Source organism: Synechococcus sp. CC9616 (assembly GCF_000515235.1).
Lineage (GTDB): Bacteria > Cyanobacteriota > Cyanobacteriia > PCC-6307 > Cyanobiaceae > Parasynechococcus.
Genome location: NZ_KI911558.1, coordinates 1,775,863 through 1,792,734, shown reverse-complemented (window position 1 = coordinate 1,792,734; position 16,872 = coordinate 1,775,863). Strand labels below are relative to the sequence as shown.

Below are 16,872 nucleotides of genomic sequence, written 5' to 3'. Positions count from 1 at the left end.
CTAAAGACTGTTGTCGTTGAGTTTCAGCAGAGAGAACACCTGAATCGGTACTGGCCATCCCTTCACCATCTGTGGTCCAAGGTCGATCACCTCGACAGCATCCCCAAGCAGATCGCGCAATTCGCCACTGATCAGAATCGAATGTTGGTCGAAGTGTCGGGTCAACCCTTCCAAGCGACTCGCCACATTCACGGTGGCTCCGATCACGGTGTATTCGAGCCTGTGGCTTGAGCCGAGATTGCCTGCCATCACCTCGCCAAAGTGGAGCCCGATTCCCTGGGCGAGATGCTCCTGCCCGTCCAGCTGAAGTTCCGCATTCAGCTGTTTGAGGTTGTCCCGCATCCTCAGGGCAGCCCTCACGGCTGCCAGTGCCTCTTCCTTGTCGCCGCGATGGTGTGGAATGCCAAATTCAGCCATCAGGGAGTCCCCGATGAATTTGTCGAGCAACCCCTGCTCCCGCAGGACCGGTTCGGCGATGGCTTCGAAGTAACGGTTCAGCAGCGTGAATAATGCCGCCGGTTCCAAGGTGCTGCTGCGGGTGGTGAATCCCACCAAATCCGTGAAGAGAACCACGCAACGTGCTTTTCGGCCTCCGAGCTGTGTCCAAACGGTTTCGCCGGATTTCACCATGTCGTCCATCAGAGTCGGCGAAACCCGTCGGGACAGCACGGTGTGAAGAAAGCGCCGCTGACGGTTCTCTTGGACGAACTGAACCGACGCGCGCACAGACCCACCAAGCAGTGGCGAGAGCATTAACGCGGCCCCCGGCAGCCAGAGACCCAGGGACCAGGCCAGGACGGTGCCACCGGCAGCGACTGTCGTCAGCCCCAGGCTTGTGATCACGGTGGTCGCCGCGGCTCCTCCGGTTCCAAGGCGCCACAGTCCGATCAGTCCCCAGAGGATCAACAACCCGATCAGCATTGCCTGCTCTGGTTTCCGGAAGCCTCGACCGTCGAGTTCACCGGCCAGAGCGGCATACAGCACCTCCGACCCACTGACCTGGCCGAAGGGGGTTTCCAGCTGGTCGCCGAGGGATGGCGCTGTGGCGCCAAAGATCACCTGTTGTCCGCTCCAGCTCTCCTCCGGCATGGACTCCACCATCCAGGCGGGGATGATCGGAATGTGGCCGGCGGGTCCAAGAAAGTCGATTCCGTCGTCGCCATCGCGGATGCTCGTTCCGGCTGCAACGTGGGCCAGAGGTTTTGGATGGGGTGGAGCAAAGGTCGACAGCATCCGCTCCAGTTCCTTTTTTCCTGGGATTGCCACAACAACGCCGTAGCGGTCCAGCGTGAAACTGGACAACCCCACGTTTGGGAAGTCGCTGGCGTGGGGGCGTTTCAGCTGCACCTGCTCCAGATCCCCCTGGAGCTGTCGCACATAGGACGCGCTGAGCACCACTTGCTCGCTCCACGGCTGCAATGTTTCAACGAAGGCGTCGTCATCAGCCGCTCCATATCCGCTTGGTCCGGAATGGACGATGTTGAAAATCACCTGTTCTGCGCCGAGACCCAGCACGTACGCCGCAAGATCGGCCTGCACCGAGCGGGGCCAGGGCCAGGGACCGAAGTCAGCCAGTGCCGGGTCCAGAGATGCTTCGTCCACACCAATAACGACAACGCTGTCGCTGGCTTCCCGAGGGCCGCGCCACTGGAACAATTGCTGCCGACTGATCGCGTCGAATCCTTCAAACGCCCAGGGCGTAATCAGAGGGAACACGACGGCCAGCCGCCAGACCAGCGGCGTGATCCATGCCGTCATGGAGTGGCTGAAGGGGCTGTTGCACCCAGCTCCCGTTCGATCTCCGGCAAGGTTTCCAGCGGAGTCGAGAAGCCGTTGATCAGGGCACTCTTGGTCAGGCGCTGTTGAACTTCACTGTCCTCCAGGCGCGCTGGCGGATCCCAGCTGATGTCTTCCTCTTCACTCTCCGCTTCCTTGGTTCGCTCCTCCCATTCATCGGGTGTGAACATTCCGCCGGATTCCCCGAGGGCCGCTTCCAGGCCATCGAGACGTCCTTTGACGACGCTCATCTGTCTGGAGAGATCAAGCAGCAGCTGTTGACCACTTTCCAAAGTAAAGACTTCGCCCGTTCTGGTTTTGACTTGCACGCGGCCTTCCCAGCTGAACACCTTGAAGGTGTCGTCATTGAGTTCGATGAACACCGTGGTGCCCTGGATTGAAGCGGTGGCCAGTCGGGTGCGGATTTGAAAGGGCTGACGGTTTTTGGCGTTCGGTCGGATCCATCCGATCACCGATCCCTTGAGTAGTTCCACACTGTTACCGGTTAGGCGCAGCAGGGCATCCCCTCCCATGCGGAATTGCCGTCCATTGCCGAGCATCACCTGCATGCGTCCGGGTTTGCTGGTGCGCAACTGCGTTGCCGGTCGCAGATTGAGTCCCTTTCGGGCTTTGACTTCCTTCTGGCCAGGAAGCCGTACGAAGGCGGGTCCCGTCGGCACCTCGACAACTTCAGGGGCTCTTGCCAGAGCCGGAGCTGCAGCAATCGTCAGGGTTGCTGTGGCGGCCATCAACCAGGCGTGTCGACATCCCATGAAGCGCGTTGCTTTTCCCCTCCAGGCTGTCAGGGAAGACGAGGACAGGCATCCACAAGTGTGCGACTGATCGTGGCCTGCGGATGTTCAAAAATTCGATCACCAGGCCCCTCCTCGACAATCCGTCCTTTGTCCAAAACGATGACGCGATGGCAGAAGCCACTGGCGACGGACAAATCGTGGGTCACGAAGATCATGGCGAGCCCCAGGTCCCGTTGGAGTTCCCGCAGCAGGGCGAGAACCTCGGCCTGGACCTCCGCATCGAGCATGCTGACGCTCTCATCACAGATCAGCACGTTCGGCTCCAGTGCCAGGGCTCGGGCGATGGCCACCCGCTGCTGCTGGCCACCGGAGAGTTGCCTTGGCAAACGATTCTGAAATTGATCGGCGGGGCTCAGACTCACCCGTTCGAGCAGGGCTCGTGAGCGTTCGCGAGCTGAGGCCTTTGAACACAGTCCGTGAATGAGAAGCGGATCAGCGATCGCATCGGCGACCGGCAGAGCTGGGTTGAGACAAGCCAGTGGATCCTGAAACACCATCTGGACAGCCCTGCGGGCATGTCTCAGTGGACGCCCCCGCAATGTGAGCAAGTTCTGTCCAAGCAAATCCACCCGTCCACCCCTGATGCCTGTCAGTCCCATCAGGGCGCGGCAAAGCGTGCTTTTGCCGCAACCGGAGGCACCCACGACGCCGAGGCTTTCTCCTGCCCGCAGATTGAAACTGACCCCATCCACCGCTTTGAGCCAGATTGGTGCCCATGGCACCCCGCCGATGACATGCCAGCAGCGCATCTCCTCCACACTCAGCACGGTTTGCGCTTGCGGGCGTTCGGGGGAACGCCCGCCTTCCCTGGCTCGTGCGGCGCTGACCAAGCGTTGCCCCATGTCGGAGACCGGGGACGTGAGCAGCTGATCACTGGGGCCGTCTTCCACTTTCCGACCCCCATCCAGCATGGCCATCCGGCCGCACCAACGTGCTGCCATGGCGAGGTCGTGACTGATCAGCAGCAGTGCGCTGCCGAGTTCATCGCAGAGACCACTGAGCTCGGCCATCACCTGACCTGCAACGGCCACATCCAGGCTTGTTGTTGGTTCATCGGCGATCAGCAGCGGCGGCTCCAGTGCGATCGCCAGGGCAATCGCCAGGCGTTGGCGCATGCCGCCGCTCAGTTCATGGGGGTATGCGCGGAAGCGGCTGGCGCCGATCCCCACTTTCTCCAGCAGTTCTTCTGAACGTGTCCGCAGCCAGCGGCTTGAACTGTTTGGCCGATGGGCACGGAGCGTATCGAGTAGGTGCCCTCCCACCGTCATCAATGGATTGAGACGGGTCATCGGATCTTGAAACACAAGTCCGGCAGCGGTTCCACGCAGCCGGCGCAGAGCGGGTCGATCCAGAGATCGAGGGTCGCTGCCGTTGAGCCTCAGTTCGCCTTCGCAGTGGCTACCAGCCGGCAGAAGCTGCAGGACGGCTCTGGCCACCGTGCTCTTGCCACAACCCGATGCTCCCACCAGTGCAAGCTTCTCGCCGGGATGAAGATCCAGATCCAATCCATCGAGAGTCCAGTGCTCACTGCCTGGATAGCGAAGCCGAAGCTGTTCGAGCTCCAGAACCGGCTGAGCCATGGACGGGACGGGATACCCCGCACTGAATACCATGGATTGACCCACTGGGCCGGATGCTCAACGCCGCCTCAACACCGGATACGCATCGAACCGGACTCGATTCGGCTCCTGAGGTAGGCGGTCGTCCTCAATTGCGACGCCATCCGATCCGTCATCCAGATGATTACGGCATCGATCTGCCGGACTGGTTGCGGCAGTGCATCACGAATGTTCCCCCCGGCATTGGGCAGAGCTGCCCCACCGATCCAGAAGCGCTGCTGGTGTCAGCCTTTGATTTCGGGTTTCAGCTCCACGAAGGACAGTTTCGTGCCAGCGGCGACCCTTACATCATTCATCCCGTTGCTGTTGCCGATCTTCTGCGGGACATCGGAGCTAGCGCCAGTGTGATCGCTGCCGGTTTTCTGCATGACGTGGTGGAGGACACCGACGTCACACCTCAGCAGATCCAGGCTCATTTCGGCCCCGAGGTGCGGGAATTGGTGGAGGGCGTCACGAAGCTCGGCGGTATTCACTTCAACGATCGGACTGAGGCTCAGGCCGAGAACCTGCGCAAGATGTTCCTGGCCATGGCCAGCGACATCCGCGTGGTGTTGGTGAAGCTGGCTGATCGGTTGCACAACATGCGCACGATCGGGGCGCTGAAGTCGGAGAAGCAGCAGCGCATCGCGCGCGAAACGAAGGAGATCTATGCGCCATTGGCCAATCGTCTTGGCATTGGACGTTTCAAGTGGGAACTGGAAGACCTGGCCTTCAAGCTGATCGAACCCCAGGCCTTTCGTGAAATCCAGCAGGAGGTTGCCAGCAAGCGCAGCGAACGGGAGGAACGGCTCGCCGTCACAGTGGCATTGCTCAATGAGCGTTTGGGGCAGGCGGGATTAGACGGCTGCGAGGTGAGTGGCCGCCCCAAACATCTCTATGGCATCTGGAGCAAGATGCAGCGCCAGCAGAAGGCTTTTCACGAGATTTACGACGTTGCAGCGCTGCGGATCATCGCGCCAAGCGTCGAGGCCTGTTACCGGGCTTTGGCGGTGGTTCACGACACCTTCCGCCCCATTCCTGGGCGCTTCAAGGACTACATCGGTTTGCCAAAGCCGAATGGCTATCAATCACTGCATACGGCAGTGATTGGTCGCCATCGACCGATCGAAGTGCAGATCCGCACCATCGAGATGCATCGGGTCGCTGAATTCGGGATTGCCGCTCACTGGAAGTACAAGGAGGGAGGCTCGCCGGCCAGTAGCAGCAGTGATGCCGAGCGATTCAACTGGTTGCGTCAACTGGTGGATTGGCAACAAGACGGAGGCAATGACGATCACAACGATTACCTCGCTTCGATCAAGGAGGATCTTTTTGACGAAGAGGTCTTCGTGTTCACGCCTAAAGGGGATGTTGTTGGATTGCGGAAAGGATCCACTGCAGTTGATTTCGCCTACCGCATCCACTCCGAGGTGGGCGATCACTGCAACGGTGCCCGCATCAACGATCGGCTTTGTCCCTTGCCGACGCCCCTTCGGAACGGTGATTTCATCCAGATTCTGACCAGTAAAACCGCCCACCCCAGCCTCGACTGGCTCAATTTTGTCGCCACGCCAACAGCTCGGAATCGTATCCGTCAGTGGTACAAGCGCAGCCACCGCGATGAGACGATTGAGCGGGGTAAGTCTCTCCTTGAGAGGGAATTGGGTCGTGATGGTTTTGATGCTCTGTTGAACGGCAAGGCCATGGCCAAAGTGGCTCAGCGTTGCAACGTCAATAGCACCGACGACTTACTCGCATCGCTCGGTTTTGGAGCGGTCACCCTGCATCAGGTGATCAACCGTTTGCGCGAGGAAATCCGACTGCTGGCAGAGCGAGATGTCGTCCCACCCAGCAACGAGGAGTTGGCTCGGGCTCTTGTTCCGTCCAAAGACGTCACCCCAGACCGTCGCGGTGGGGAGGGAGCGATCCTTGGAGTGGAAGGTCTGGATTACCGCCTGGGTGGCTGCTGCAGTCCTCTGCCTGGTGAACTGATCGTGGGCACGGTTGCCCTGGGGAACCACGGCATCACCATTCACAGGCAGGATTGCGCGAATGTGGAGTCGATTCCCCGTGAACGACGACTGCCGGTGCGCTGGAACTCAGCGCCTGGAGGAGATCGCCAGCGTTTCCCAGTGCAGTTGCGGATTGAGGTGATCGATCGTGTCGGCATCCTCAAGGACATCCTGATGCGGTTGTCGGATGGTGCAATCAACGTCAGCGATGCCCGTGTCAAGACAGCCCAAGGTCGCCCGGCTCGGATTGACCTGCGCGTTGAGCTGGGCAGTGCTGATCAACTCAGCCGCACCATGAATCAGATTCGTTCCATGGCTGATGTGATTGACATCGCCAGAACAGGAGTCGGTTGAAGGGACCACTGCCATTCAGGGCTGTTGGGCTGGTTTGCGCTGGAAGATCACGTACGCCGCAGCTCCAAGCATCAGGGCAAGAACAGCTCCGACAACAGTGGAACCCAGCAACAGTCGATTGGTGAAGCTCCAGCCTTGTTCCCAGACGTTGCTGCGATTGAGGTCGTTCAGATCGGGTAGGGCAGTGTTTTGTCCCAGCAACCAACATCCCAGCTGGTAGTTGAACCAGTAGAGGGGCACATAGGTCAGCGGATTGCTGATCAGGGTTCCTGCAGCCGCCAGCAGATGGTTCCCTCTCACCAATGAGGCGACGCCAATACTGAGAACGGTTTGGAGCCCAAAGAACGGGTAACAGCCACAGAAGACGCCGGCGGCGACGCCCCTGGCCCGCTGCCCAGGCGTGCCTTCCTGGGACCAAAGCCAGTGAAGCCAGCGCCGCAGGCGTTGTCGGCTCGCAGAGAGCAGCTTGACCATCAACCGCTGCTGGGGCGACGAACTCGATGGCGGATCCTAAGAAGGTAGGAACGGTTCATCGACCAACTGATCAGCGCCTCTCAGGACACGATCGCTGCGATTGCGACTGCGGTGAGTCCCGGCCAGGGAGGCATCGCTGTGATTCGTGTGTCAGGACCTGCGGCGCTAGAGACTGCCCAGGTCTTGGTGCGTTGTCCCGGAAATCCGTCTTGGGACACACATCGCATTTTCTATGGCCACGTTGTTGATGCCTCCGGAGAGGGGCGGCTCGATGAGGTGTTGGTGCTGCTGATGCGGGCGCCACGAAGTTTCACCGGCGAGGACGTGGTGGAGATTCACTGCCATGGCGGTGTGATCGCCGTTCAGCAGGTGCTGGAACGTGTGCTTGCTCAGTCCGGCGTCCGTCGCGCCCTGCCGGGGGAATTCAGTCAGCGGGCTGTGCTGAATGGCCGGCTCGACCTGACGCGTGCTGAGGCCGTCAGCGCCATGGTGTCCGCTCGTAGCCGTCGTGCCGCGGAACTGGCGATGTCGGGCATGGACGGTGGTATCCAGGTCCGGATCAACGGTTTGCGTGAGCGGTTGCTTGATCAGCTCACGGAGCTGGAAGCGCGGGTGGATTTTGAGGAGGACCTGCCGCTTCTCGATGGAGAAGCTGTTCTGAGGGAGTTGGCAGCCGTACGAGAGGAACTGCTCGCCTTGATTGCTGATGGCGAACGCGTCCAGGTGTTGAGTCAGGGACTGAGGCTGGCCCTGGTGGGGCGTCCCAATGTCGGCAAGAGTTCACTCCTGAATCGTCTGAGCCGGCGGGAGAGAGCGATCGTCACCGATCTGCCGGGAACCACCCGTGACTTGCTGGAAAGTGAAATTGTGCTGGAGGGAGTCCCCGTCACCCTGCTGGATACGGCTGGGATCCGCTCCACCAAGGACGCCGTTGAGCTGCTGGGGATCGCCCGTAGCGAGGAGGCGATGGCCTCAGCTGATTTGGTGTTGCTGATCGTTGATGGTCATGTCGGCTGGACGGATGCCGATGCCGAACTGCTTGAACGGATTCCGGAGCATGTTCCCCATCTGATAGTGGCCAACAAGGCTGATCTGCCTGCCGTTGTCTGTCCTGTGCCGGTGGATGTGCACCTCTCCGCCCTTGATGGCCGCGGCGAAGACCAGCTTGTGCAGGCGGTGTTGCACCGCTGTGGCGCCAGCGAGGCGGCAGGTGTGTTGTTGGCTCTCAATCAGCGGCAGCGCGATCTCGCCGCCACTGCAGCCTGTGCTTTGGCTCGAAGCCATGAGGCTGCTGCTGAGACGTTGCCCTGGGATTTCTGGACCATTGATCTCCGTGAGGCGATTCGCGCGCTTGGTGAGATCACCGGTGAGGAGCTTACGGATGCCGTCCTTGACAGGGTGTTTTCGCGTTTCTGCATTGGCAAGTAACTCTGTAGAGGGTGTGATTCATCACATTCAGCCAGTCAATCTGGATGGACATTGCAATACCTATACCGACCGTATGTGCGTCTTTATTTGGCTGGTTGTACTTGATTAGCGATCACTCATTCCTAAGGCCATAGTGCAGTTCAATTCCCTATGTTCGTTTAATTTTATTGGCCTGTTCAGAAAGTAGATCTAGCTTCATACTCGATGGCCAATGTTAAAAATTTGCAGGATGAGATTGGGGAAATCATGGTTTTCTGGATGTTGAAAAGCGAACATCCAGAAGGTGAAAAGAATGTTTTGCAAATGGATCTTAAGGGCTCCGATGCTCATTCACATGGTCAAGTTAATCAAGCCCTATTGCTTGTGAATATCGCTGAGTTGATCAATCCTGTGTGGGCAGATATGTTCGTGGAGGCAGGTCTTATTTGTCTCTAATCTTATCTGCATATGTCTTGTAGCTACAGGTGGGCTAAGGTTCAGTAAATGCCAATTATTTAATGAAGAAATTTATTCAGTCGCTTTCTAAGCTTGCCGGTTGGGTTGAATTGTTTGATAATCTAAAATCCGTTGTCATCTTCTTTTATTTGACTGATATGTTGAGAGCCAAGAATTATATGGGCTTCGTATTGGTTGCCATTATCTTTGGATTTCAGCCCTTCTCTGAATTTGTCCAGGCAAAGCTCAAGAAGAAGTGATTGCTGTCTTAAATTTGCTTGGCATGTTGAAATTTTATTGCTTTAGGAAAGTGTTATGCAGGATTTTGGCCATGTAAGGCGGGTTGTTCTTAGCTCGAAAGAATGTATGAAAGGCAGTTCAGGTGTTTTCGGGTGCTTATTTTAGGTGCTTTCTTTTGTGCTTTGGCTTTTGCGGGCCTCGGGCTTGGTTCCTCTTTAGGCTGTCGATTCACTCCTCGATTGCATTTGTAATGGAGAACATTTCATGTATAAAATTGCGTTCATTGTCTCAACACTTGTTGTTCATTTTATTCTGTCCTGCAACATTCTGGTCTGGTCAGAATCCTGGATCTAAGAGTTCCAATAGGCTCGATTCAGTGACCGACTCGGTGTGGATTGGCATTCGCCGGCGATCTGCCGCGCTGTGGATCAATGGCTCGAGGAGGACATCGGTCGCGGCGATCTGACAGCTCCGGCTCTGCAAGGTCGTCAGGTTGTCGCGCATTGGGTCAGTAAATCGTCGGGACGCTTCTGCGGTGGTCCGGGCGTTGAGCAATTGTTTCAGCGGTTGGATCCTGATGTGCAAATGGACTGGTTGGTCGATGAAGGTGCCTCGGTTCGCGCGGGTGATCGTCTGGTGGAGATCCGGGGTTCCGCCTCGGCTCTTGTGGGAGCGGAACGTGCGGCACTGAACTTGGCCATGCATCTCTCCGGCATCGCAACGGCCACGGCAGACCTGGTCTCTGAACTCGCCGGAACCGGCGTGCAGTTGGCGGATACCCGCAAAACCACTCCAGGACTACGTGTTCTCGAGAAATATGCCGTCCGTTGCGGAGGTGGATGCAACCACCGCATGGGTCTTGATGACGCGGCCATGCTCAAGGAGAACCACCTGGCGTGGGCGGGGAGCATGGAGAGCGCCATCCAGCTTGTCCGCGCTCAGGCCCCTTGGCCCGTCAGGGTGATCGTGGAGGCGGAAACAGCTCAGCAGGCGGAGCAGGCGATCCAGGCGGATGCTGACGCAGTGCTGCTCGACGAATTCACACCGGAGCAGCTGCAGAAGCTCATTCCACAGCTGCGTGCGCTGGCGACAAGGCCCATCGTGCTGGAAGCATCGGGTGTACAGCCGGAGCAGCTTCGGGCTTATGCCGTCACCGGTATCGATCTGATTTCCACCAGCGCCCCTGTCACCCGCAGCCGCTGGCTGGATCTGAGTATGCGGTTCGGCTGAGCTGGATGCTGGGCAGCGGCAGGGGATGATCAATCCCTGAACCCCACATCGCTCGGCGTCTGCCCATGCTCAGCCTGTCCCACGTCCTGGATGAGCAGCTGCGGGCAGCGATGAATCGCGCTTTCCCCGATGTGGATGGGCCATTGGATCCCCAGTTGGCACCCGCCAGCAAACCGGAATTCGGCGATTTCCAGGCCAACGGGGCGCTGCCATTGGCGAAACCCTTGAAGCAGGCACCGCGGCAGATCGCTGCGGCGATCGTGGAGCAGTTGCAGGACGATGCCGAGTTCACGTCCCTGTGTTTCGACCCTCAGATCGCAGGCCCTGGATTCATCAATCTCACGATCCGTCCGGAGCGGTTGGCGGCGGAGGTGTCGGCTCGGATCAGGGACGAGCGGCTGGGGGGGCCGGCGGTTACGAACGCGGCGCCGGTGGTGGTGGATTTCTCCAGCCCTAACATCGCCAAGGAGATGCACGTGGGGCATCTGCGTTCCACGATCATTGGTGATTCACTGGCACGGGTGCTGGAGTTCCGCGGCCATCCGGTGCTGCGCCTCAATCACGTGGGCGACTGGGGTACCCAGTTCGGCATGTTGATTATCCATCTCAAGCAGGTGGCGCCGGAAGCCCTGGACACCGCTGATGCGGTGGATCTCGGTGACTTGGTGGCGTTCTACCGCGAGGCCAAGAAGCGCTTTGACAACGACGAGGCCTTCCAGACCACGTCCCGGGAGGAAGTGGTGAAGCTCCAGGGGGGCGATCCGGTGTCGCTCAAGGCCTGGGGGCTGCTTTGCGACCAGTCCCGTCGGGAGTTTCAGAAGATCTACGACTGTCTGGACATTCGCCTCAGCGAACGGGGTGAGTCGTTCTACAACCCGTTCCTTCCCGCGGTGATTGATGGGTTGAAGGACGCCGAGCTGCTGGTCACCGATGACGGTGCCCAGTGCGTGTTCCTTGAGGGTGTGCAGGGCAAAGACGGCAAGCCACTGCCGGTGATCGTTCAAAAAAGCGATGGCGGCTTCAACTACGCCACCACCGATCTGGCGGCGATCCGCTTTCGCTTTGCCGATGCACCTGATGGGGATGCTGCTCGTCGGGTGATCTATGTGACGGATTCAGGCCAGGCGAATCATTTCGCCGGTGTGTTCCAGGTGGCGCAGCGGGCCAGGTGGATCCCTGAGGGCGCACGGCTGGAGCATGTGCCCTTCGGGCTGGTGCAGGGAGAGGACGGCAAAAAGCTCAAGACCCGCTCAGGCGACACAGTGCGTCTTCGGGATTTGCTGGATGAGGCGGTGGAGCGGGCGGAGGCCGACCTTCGCTCCCGTTTGCAGGAGGAGGAGCGCAGCGAGCCTGAAGAGTTCATTCAGCATGTGGCCGGCACGGTTGGGCTGGCCGCGGTGAAGTATGCCGACCTCAGCCAGAACCGGATCACCAACTATCAGTTTTCCTTCGATCGGATGCTGGCGCTGCAGGGCAACACGGCGCCGTATCTGCTGTATGCCGTTGTGCGTGTTGCGGGGATTGCCCGCAAAGGCGGTGATCTGGATGCCTCAACGGCTCAGCTGCACTTTTCAGAACCCCAGGAATGGGCTCTGGTGCGGGAGCTACTGAAGTTCGATGCTGTGATCGCGGAGGTGGAGGAGGAGTTGTTGCCCAATCGTCTCTGCAGTTATCTGTTCGAGCTGAGCCAGGTGTTCAACCGTTTCTACGACCAGGTTCCGGTGCTGAAGGCCGAGCCGGAAGCGCTCCCATCCCGATTGGCCTTGTGCCGTTTGACGGCTGACACCCTCAGACTGGGGCTTGGACTGCTGGGGATTTCCACCCTCGATCGCATGTGAGCCAAGCTGAGCGTCGCCTCACCACCGCTGGAGCCCCTGCAGCGCGGCCTGCTGTGGAGACGCTTACGTCCTACAGCGCTCCTCTGGAGGGTCGCCGCCAGATGCTGCGGCTGGACTTCAACGAGAACACCATTGGCCCCAGTCCATTGGTGGCACAGGCATTGCGAGGTTTCAGCAGTGAAGAGATCGCCGTTTACCCCGAGTACGACGGGCTGCGGGAGGTCGTGGTGCAGAACCTGGAGGAAAGCGGCTGCCGGTTGGGGTTGAAGTCCGATCAGGTGGGGCTCTTCAACGGGGTGGATGCCGCGATTCATGCGGTGTTTCAGGCCTATGGCGATGCGAGTGATGTGCTGCTCACGACATCCCCAACCTTTGGCTACTACAGCCCCTGTGCCCGAATGCAGGGTATGGAGCTTGAGGCCATCCCCTACGAGGGTGAGAGCTTTTCATTCCCATTGGCAGCCGTCCAGGCTGCATTGAGGCAACGTTCGCCGAGGTTGTTGTTGATCTGCAACCCCAACAACCCCACCGGAACCCGTCTCGAGCCACAGCGGATCCTCGCGTTGGCTGCCTCAGCGCCCCAGACGTTGGTGGTGGTGGATGAGCTGTATGAGGCGTTCACCGGCGACAGCGTGCTGCCGACCGTCGATTTTGATGCGACGCCGAATCTGCTTGTGCTGCGATCACTGGCCAAAACCGCTGGTCTGGCTGGATTGCGCATCGGCTTTGCCATTGGCCATGCCGATGTGGTCGATCGGGTGAGCCGCGTCACCGGTCCTTATGACGTCAACAGCGTGGCGGTGGCCGCGGCCTTCGCCGCTTTGGCGGATCAGTCCTATGTGAATGCCTACGTGGCCGAGGTGCTGCGGGCTCGCGACTGGACCCTTCAGGCGCTGCGGGAGGCGGGTGTACGGCATCACTGCGATGGCGGCAACTATCTGCTGATCTGGCCCCAGCGCCCGGTGGCCGAGGTGGATGAGGCCCTGCGGCAGGCCGGAATTTTGGTGCGCTCGATGGCGGGTAAGCCTCTGATTGATGGTTGTTTTCGGGTCAGCATCGGCACCACCAGCCAGATGCAGCGCTTCATTGAGGCGTTCCTTCCCCTGGAGCGATGAACCGCTTGCTGCTGCTGGCCACCGGTGGAACCATCGCCGGCTGTGCGGACAACAATGCAACGCTGAACGACTACACCGCTGGAGTGCTGGGGGGTGATGCCCTACTGGCCGCGGTTCCGCAGCTGCAGGATCTGGCGACGATCAGCGTCGAGCAGGTGGCCAATGTCGACAGCGCCGACCTGTTGTTTGAGCATTGGCGCGCCTTGGTGGGGCGCATTCGTGATGCCTTTCGCTCTGACCCAGAGCTGGTCGGGGTGGTGATCACCCACGGCACCAACACGATGGAGGAAACGGCCTGGTTGCTGCAGCTGTTGATCGACGATCCCCGTCCAGTGGTGTTGGTGGGGGCGATGCGACCGGCCACGGCCCTCAGCGCGGATGGTCCGCTCAATCTGTTCCAGGCAGTTCAGGTGGCGGTCAGTCCCGAAGCGCGTGGGAAGGGCGTGCTGGTGGTGATGGATGGTCAGATCCATGGGGCTCGCGCTGTCACCAAGGTGGCCACCCAGGGGGTGGGGGCTTTCGTAAGCCCGGGCTCAGGGCCGTTGGGCTGGCTGGACGATGCCGGCGTGCATCTCCCGATGGCCTCCCCCGCTTCTGCTGTTCCGTTTCCCGATCTCGCTCTGCCGGAGCAGTGGCCACAGGTGGCGATCGTTTACGGCTGTGTGGAGCCCAATGCCCAGATGATCACGCTTTTGCTCGAGGCGGGTATTGACGGCTTGGTTTTCACCGGAACTGGTGCGGGACAGCTGTCCGTTGGTGAGCGCAGCGCTCTTGAGGCCTGGCCAGGTGCGCGGCCGCTGCTGCTGCGGGCCAACCGTTGTGGTTCAGGGCCTGTGCACAGCAATGCTGATGATCAGCGGCTCGGCTTGCTGCCAGCCGGCAGCCTCAACCCTCAGAAGGCAAGGGTGCTGTTGTTGCTGGCTTCAATTGCGCGCCTGGATCACGCTGGACTGGCGGCCCTCTTCAGCGCATCAGCGTAATGACGGTGCTGTCACCCAGGCTTCCAGGCAGGCTCAGGGTGCGGCCCACATTGCGGACTGTTGTTCCAGCCATGGCATCCAGAAACGGTTGCACATCGGTTTGATCGCAATTGTCCGGAGGTTCTCCGTTGACGTACTGAACAGGAATCACCCGACGGGGGTTGAGCTGGTTGACTAGCTCAGCCGCTTCCTGACCGTCGTAGATCTTGCTGCCTCCGCCGACGCCGATGATCAGCACGTCGGGGTTGCCCAGCAAAACCCGTTCGGCACCGGTGATCGGTCCTGCGGTGGCGCCCACATGAGCAAAGCTCAGCCCGCCCTGCTCCCAGCGCCAGATTGTGGCACTGCCGAAGCGACGACCCCCCAGGCGGTCATGGGGACTCGAAAAACCTTCCAGGCTCAATCCACCGATGCGATAGGAGCCTGGAGCAACAAGAAATCGACCACCGGCCACTCCACGGGCCCCTTCATCCGCCAGTTCCGAGCTGGCCAGAATCACACCGGCGTTGACCCGCGGCTCAGCCAGGCCAGCGGCGCAGCCGACGGATCGAAATGGGTTGAGCAGTACGGACTGGCCACCTCCCTGGATCAGGAGCGCTCGTTGTCCGTAGCTGTTAATCGTGACTCCCCCACCAGCAATCGCGGAGCCTGACAGGCTCAGCGTCAGTCCCGCGACAGCGGCCAGGGTTGAGCGCAAAACAGACATCGCGTTCAGGGACGGGTCAGGAAACTAACAGCGATTGCAAGGCCATCACTTGCTGGAGTGCCGCTCGGCGTCGCCCAGGAAATTGGCCAGCAGTTGGTGTCCGGCATCCGTCAGCACGCTTTCAGGATGGAATTGCACGCCCTGCACATGAGGGTGATCTCTGTGCCGGAGGCCCATGATCGTTCCATCGTCCAGCCAGGCTGTGATCTCAAGACAGTCAGGCAGGCTTTCACGCTCCGCGATCAACGAGTGGTAGCGCGTGGCCGTGAGGGGCTGGGGTAACCCTGCAAAGACTCCTTCACCGCGATGCAGCACGGGAGAGGTTTTGCCGTGCATCTGCTCCTTGGCCCTCACAACACGCCCGCCATGGACCTGGGCGATCGCTTGATGGCCCAGGCAAACCCCGAGTGTGGGAGTGGAGGGAGACAGCTGACGCAGGATGTCCAGGCAGACGCCTGACTGATCAGGGTCTCCCGGGCCTGGAGAGAGCAGCACAGCATTGGGTTGCAGCGCCTGAATCTCCTCGATCGAGAGGCTGTCGTTGCGTTCGACCCGCAGATCCTGAGCAATTGGATGATGCGGAGCGAGTTCACCCAGGTACTGCACCAGGTTGAAGGTGAAGCTGTCGTAGTTGTCGATGACCAGCAGCATCGGCGTCGTTCAGATCAGAGCCCCAGGCGGAGCAGGAGCGGAGGGAGCAGGAGGAAAAGGGCGATCAGCAGAGAACTCATGGCAGCGACCAGCACGGAAGCCGCGGCGCAGTCCTTGGCGATTCGGGCAAGGGGATGGAAGCGACGTCCGATGGCCAGGTCCACCACCGCTTCCATGGCTGTGTTGAGCAGCTCAAGAACCAGAACGGCAGCAACCGTCAGCACCAGCACCGCCATTCTGATCAGGTCCAGTTGCAGCCAGGTCCCAAGGGCAAAGACCACCGCAGCGGTGATGACATGGATGCGGAAGTTTCGCTGGCTCAGGAAGGCATATCCCAACCCCTGTGCGGCATATCGAAAACTCGCCGGCAGATCTCCAGCGATGCGCCATGCGTTCTTACGGAGCCCCCGCTGTGCTGGTCCAGGCATGGCGGCGATTTCTTCGGACGCCGGGATCTGGGTATCAGTGGGCATCACGTCAGAGTTCAGCGTCCACTGTTCGGACGCAGTGGCTCTGAACACTACCGCCGTTCTCGAGAAGTCGCTCCTGTTGCGAGAGCATGGCCTGCAGGCTGGCGTCATCGGGATGGTCCCAGCCGAGCAGGTGCAGGAGGCCGTGGCTGACAAGCCAACGCAGTTCGTGACCAAGGCTGTGTTGATGTTCTTCAGCCTGTCGTGCGGCGGTATCCAAGGAAATCACGATGTCTCCGAGTTCAACGCAGGCAGGTTCATGGCTGCCAGCGCTGGGCCAGTTCGACTCCCCGTCCAGATTGGCAAAGGACAGCACATCGGTGCTCTCATCGCGTTGCCGCCAAGCGCCGTTGAGCTCTCGAATGGTGGCGTCGTCCGTAAAACGCAGCCCAAGGCTGACTTCATCAGCCATCCGCAGGCATGACGGGCAGGAGATGGACGGGTCCATGCGCATGGTCTCAATCCAGAGGCTTAACTCCCCGGCCCAGATCCCCTCATCAACGAGCTCGCCCGTTGCCCCATCGTTCAGCGTCAGAGCCTTGGAATCAAACGCCAGATCCAGCTCGATCACTTCACTGCGGCAGTGATGGGCGGCCGAGGCTGGCCACCAGCACGATGAAACCGATGAATCCCAGCGCGGTCAGCCCGAAGTGGAAAAGGCTCTGACGTCCTTTGCGGACCATGTTTCGCATGGCCTGCTTCACAAAGCTCGGCGGTGCGGCTGAAGCAGGCGTGCTCTCGGTTGTCATC

General features: G+C 59.9%; 17 protein-coding genes. 8 read left to right on the top strand and 9 right to left on the bottom strand.

What is annotated here, in order from left to right; genetic code table 11:
• From SYN9616_RS15685 to SYN9616_RS0110410, 3 genes are read right to left on the bottom strand one after another with little or no spacing between them, the layout of a single operon-like run.
• Positions 1 to 1,758 (bottom strand): adenylate/guanylate cyclase domain-containing protein, encoded by a 1,758-nt coding sequence (locus SYN9616_RS15685; protein ID WP_051411011.1) that lies wholly within the window; start codon positions 1,756 to 1,758, stop codon positions 1 to 3.
• Positions 1,755 to 2,549, bottom strand: a complete 795-nt coding sequence (locus tag SYN9616_RS15680) for a FecR family protein (RefSeq protein ID WP_084218342.1) — start codon at positions 2,547 to 2,549, stop codon at positions 1,755 to 1,757. Before SYN9616_RS15680 ends, SYN9616_RS15685 begins: the two co-directional genes overlap by 4 nt.
• Positions 2,550 to 2,578: 29 nt before the next feature.
• On the bottom strand, positions 2,579 to 4,204 hold the full coding sequence (locus tag SYN9616_RS0110410; RefSeq protein ID WP_037990950.1) for an ABC transporter ATP-binding protein: 1,626 nt from the start codon (positions 4,202 to 4,204) through the stop codon (positions 2,579 to 2,581).
• A gap of 20 nt (positions 4,205 to 4,224) precedes the next feature.
• Between SYN9616_RS0110410 and SYN9616_RS0110405 the strand changes: the two genes are divergently transcribed.
• Positions 4,225 to 6,555 (top strand): bifunctional (p)ppGpp synthetase/guanosine-3',5'-bis(diphosphate) 3'-pyrophosphohydrolase, encoded by a 2,331-nt coding sequence (locus SYN9616_RS0110405; RefSeq protein WP_028953027.1) that lies wholly within the window; start codon positions 4,225 to 4,227, stop codon positions 6,553 to 6,555.
• A 15-nt stretch (positions 6,556 to 6,570) separates the two neighbouring features.
• On the opposite strand, the gene SYN9616_RS0110400 is transcribed toward SYN9616_RS0110405, so the two are convergent.
• Complete coding sequence (locus SYN9616_RS0110400; RefSeq protein ID WP_028953026.1) at positions 6,571 to 7,029, bottom strand: DUF2062 domain-containing protein; 459 nt, start codon at positions 7,027 to 7,029, stop codon at positions 6,571 to 6,573.
• A 57-nt stretch (positions 7,030 to 7,086) separates the two neighbouring features.
• On the opposite strand from SYN9616_RS0110400, the gene mnmE reads away from it, so the two are divergent.
• The 7 genes from mnmE (at position 7,087) to SYN9616_RS0110365 (ending at position 14,295) form a co-directional block, all read left to right on the top strand.
• Positions 7,087 to 8,457 carry a tRNA uridine-5-carboxymethylaminomethyl(34) synthesis GTPase MnmE gene (gene mnmE, locus SYN9616_RS0110395; protein WP_369791944.1) on the top strand — a complete coding sequence of 457 codons (1,371 nt, stop codon included), beginning with the start codon at positions 7,087 to 7,089 and terminating at the stop codon, positions 8,455 to 8,457.
• A 204-nt stretch (positions 8,458 to 8,661) separates the two neighbouring features.
• A complete protein-coding gene (locus tag SYN9616_RS0110390) occupies positions 8,662 to 8,892 on the top strand; it encodes a hypothetical protein (RefSeq protein ID WP_028953024.1) in 231 nt (76 codons plus the stop codon).
• Between the two features lie 62 nt (positions 8,893 to 8,954).
• Positions 8,955 to 9,152 carry a hypothetical protein gene (locus tag SYN9616_RS17985; protein ID WP_028953023.1) on the top strand — a complete coding sequence of 66 codons (198 nt, stop codon included), beginning with the start codon at positions 8,955 to 8,957 and terminating at the stop codon, positions 9,150 to 9,152.
• 370 nt (positions 9,153 to 9,522) lie between these two features.
• Entirely contained in the window at positions 9,523 to 10,362 is an 840-nt protein-coding gene (gene nadC, locus SYN9616_RS0110380) for a carboxylating nicotinate-nucleotide diphosphorylase (protein WP_028953022.1), read from the top strand.
• 65 nt (positions 10,363 to 10,427) lie between these two features.
• Positions 10,428 to 12,200 (top strand): arginine--tRNA ligase, encoded by a 1,773-nt coding sequence (gene argS, locus SYN9616_RS0110375; RefSeq protein ID WP_028953021.1) that lies wholly within the window; start codon positions 10,428 to 10,430, stop codon positions 12,198 to 12,200.
• The gene (locus SYN9616_RS0110370) at positions 12,197 to 13,315 is read left to right on the top strand and encodes a histidinol-phosphate transaminase (RefSeq protein WP_028953020.1); all 1,119 of its coding nucleotides are present in this window, start codon (positions 12,197 to 12,199) and stop codon (positions 13,313 to 13,315) included. Before argS ends, SYN9616_RS0110370 begins: the two co-directional genes overlap by 4 nt.
• A complete protein-coding gene (locus SYN9616_RS0110365; protein WP_028953019.1) occupies positions 13,312 to 14,295 on the top strand; it encodes an asparaginase in 984 nt (327 codons plus the stop codon). Before SYN9616_RS0110370 ends, SYN9616_RS0110365 begins: the two co-directional genes overlap by 4 nt.
• Here SYN9616_RS0110365 and SYN9616_RS0110360 read toward each other — a convergent pair.
• From SYN9616_RS0110360 to SYN9616_RS16565, 5 genes are read right to left on the bottom strand one after another with little or no spacing between them, the layout of a single operon-like run.
• The gene (locus SYN9616_RS0110360; protein WP_028953018.1) at positions 14,279 to 15,001 is read right to left on the bottom strand and encodes an MBL fold metallo-hydrolase; all 723 of its coding nucleotides are present in this window, start codon (positions 14,999 to 15,001) and stop codon (positions 14,279 to 14,281) included. The genes SYN9616_RS0110365 and SYN9616_RS0110360 overlap by 17 nt on opposite strands.
• Positions 15,002 to 15,046: 45 nt before the next feature.
• Entirely contained in the window at positions 15,047 to 15,652 is a 606-nt protein-coding gene (locus SYN9616_RS0110355; RefSeq protein WP_028953017.1) for an aminodeoxychorismate/anthranilate synthase component II, read from the bottom strand.
• A 14-nt stretch (positions 15,653 to 15,666) separates the two neighbouring features.
• On the bottom strand, positions 15,667 to 16,125 hold the full coding sequence (locus SYN9616_RS0110350; RefSeq protein ID WP_028953016.1) for a diacylglycerol kinase family protein: 459 nt from the start codon (positions 16,123 to 16,125) through the stop codon (positions 15,667 to 15,669).
• A gap of 4 nt (positions 16,126 to 16,129) precedes the next feature.
• Positions 16,130 to 16,690, bottom strand: a complete 561-nt coding sequence (gene ybeY, locus SYN9616_RS0110345; protein ID WP_028953015.1) for an rRNA maturation RNase YbeY — start codon at positions 16,688 to 16,690, stop codon at positions 16,130 to 16,132.
• 4 nt (positions 16,691 to 16,694) lie between these two features.
• Positions 16,695 to 16,871, bottom strand: a complete 177-nt coding sequence (locus SYN9616_RS16565) for a DUF3285 domain-containing protein (RefSeq protein ID WP_071991449.1) — start codon at positions 16,869 to 16,871, stop codon at positions 16,695 to 16,697.
• Position 16,872: the final 1 nt, after the last annotated feature.

Coding starts and splice junctions, on each gene's coding strand:
- SYN9616_RS15685 (WP_051411011.1), bottom strand. CDS start 1,758: ATGACGGCATGGATCACGCCGCTGGTCTGGCGGCTGGCCGTCGTGTTC.
- SYN9616_RS15680 (WP_084218342.1), bottom strand. CDS start 2,549: ATGGGATGTCGACACGCCTGGTTGATGGCCGCCACAGCAACCCTGACG.
- SYN9616_RS0110410 (WP_037990950.1), bottom strand. CDS start 4,204: ATGGTATTCAGTGCGGGGTATCCCGTCCCGTCCATGGCTCAGCCGGTT.
- SYN9616_RS0110405 (WP_028953027.1), top strand. CDS start 4,225: ATGCTCAACGCCGCCTCAACACCGGATACGCATCGAACCGGACTCGAT.
- SYN9616_RS0110400 (WP_028953026.1), bottom strand. CDS start 7,029: ATGGTCAAGCTGCTCTCTGCGAGCCGACAACGCCTGCGGCGCTGGCTT.
- SYN9616_RS0110390 (WP_028953024.1), top strand. CDS start 8,662: ATGGCCAATGTTAAAAATTTGCAGGATGAGATTGGGGAAATCATGGTT.
- SYN9616_RS17985 (WP_028953023.1), top strand. CDS start 8,955: ATGAAGAAATTTATTCAGTCGCTTTCTAAGCTTGCCGGTTGGGTTGAA.
- argS (WP_028953021.1), top strand. CDS start 10,428: ATGCTCAGCCTGTCCCACGTCCTGGATGAGCAGCTGCGGGCAGCGATG.
- SYN9616_RS0110365 (WP_028953019.1), top strand. CDS start 13,312: ATGAACCGCTTGCTGCTGCTGGCCACCGGTGGAACCATCGCCGGCTGT.
- SYN9616_RS0110360 (WP_028953018.1), bottom strand. CDS start 15,001: ATGTCTGTTTTGCGCTCAACCCTGGCCGCTGTCGCGGGACTGACGCTG.
- SYN9616_RS0110355 (WP_028953017.1), bottom strand. CDS start 15,652: ATGCTGCTGGTCATCGACAACTACGACAGCTTCACCTTCAACCTGGTG.
- SYN9616_RS0110350 (WP_028953016.1), bottom strand. CDS start 16,125: ATGCCCACTGATACCCAGATCCCGGCGTCCGAAGAAATCGCCGCCATG.
- SYN9616_RS16565 (WP_071991449.1), bottom strand. CDS start 16,871: ATGACAACCGAGAGCACGCCTGCTTCAGCCGCACCGCCGAGCTTTGTG.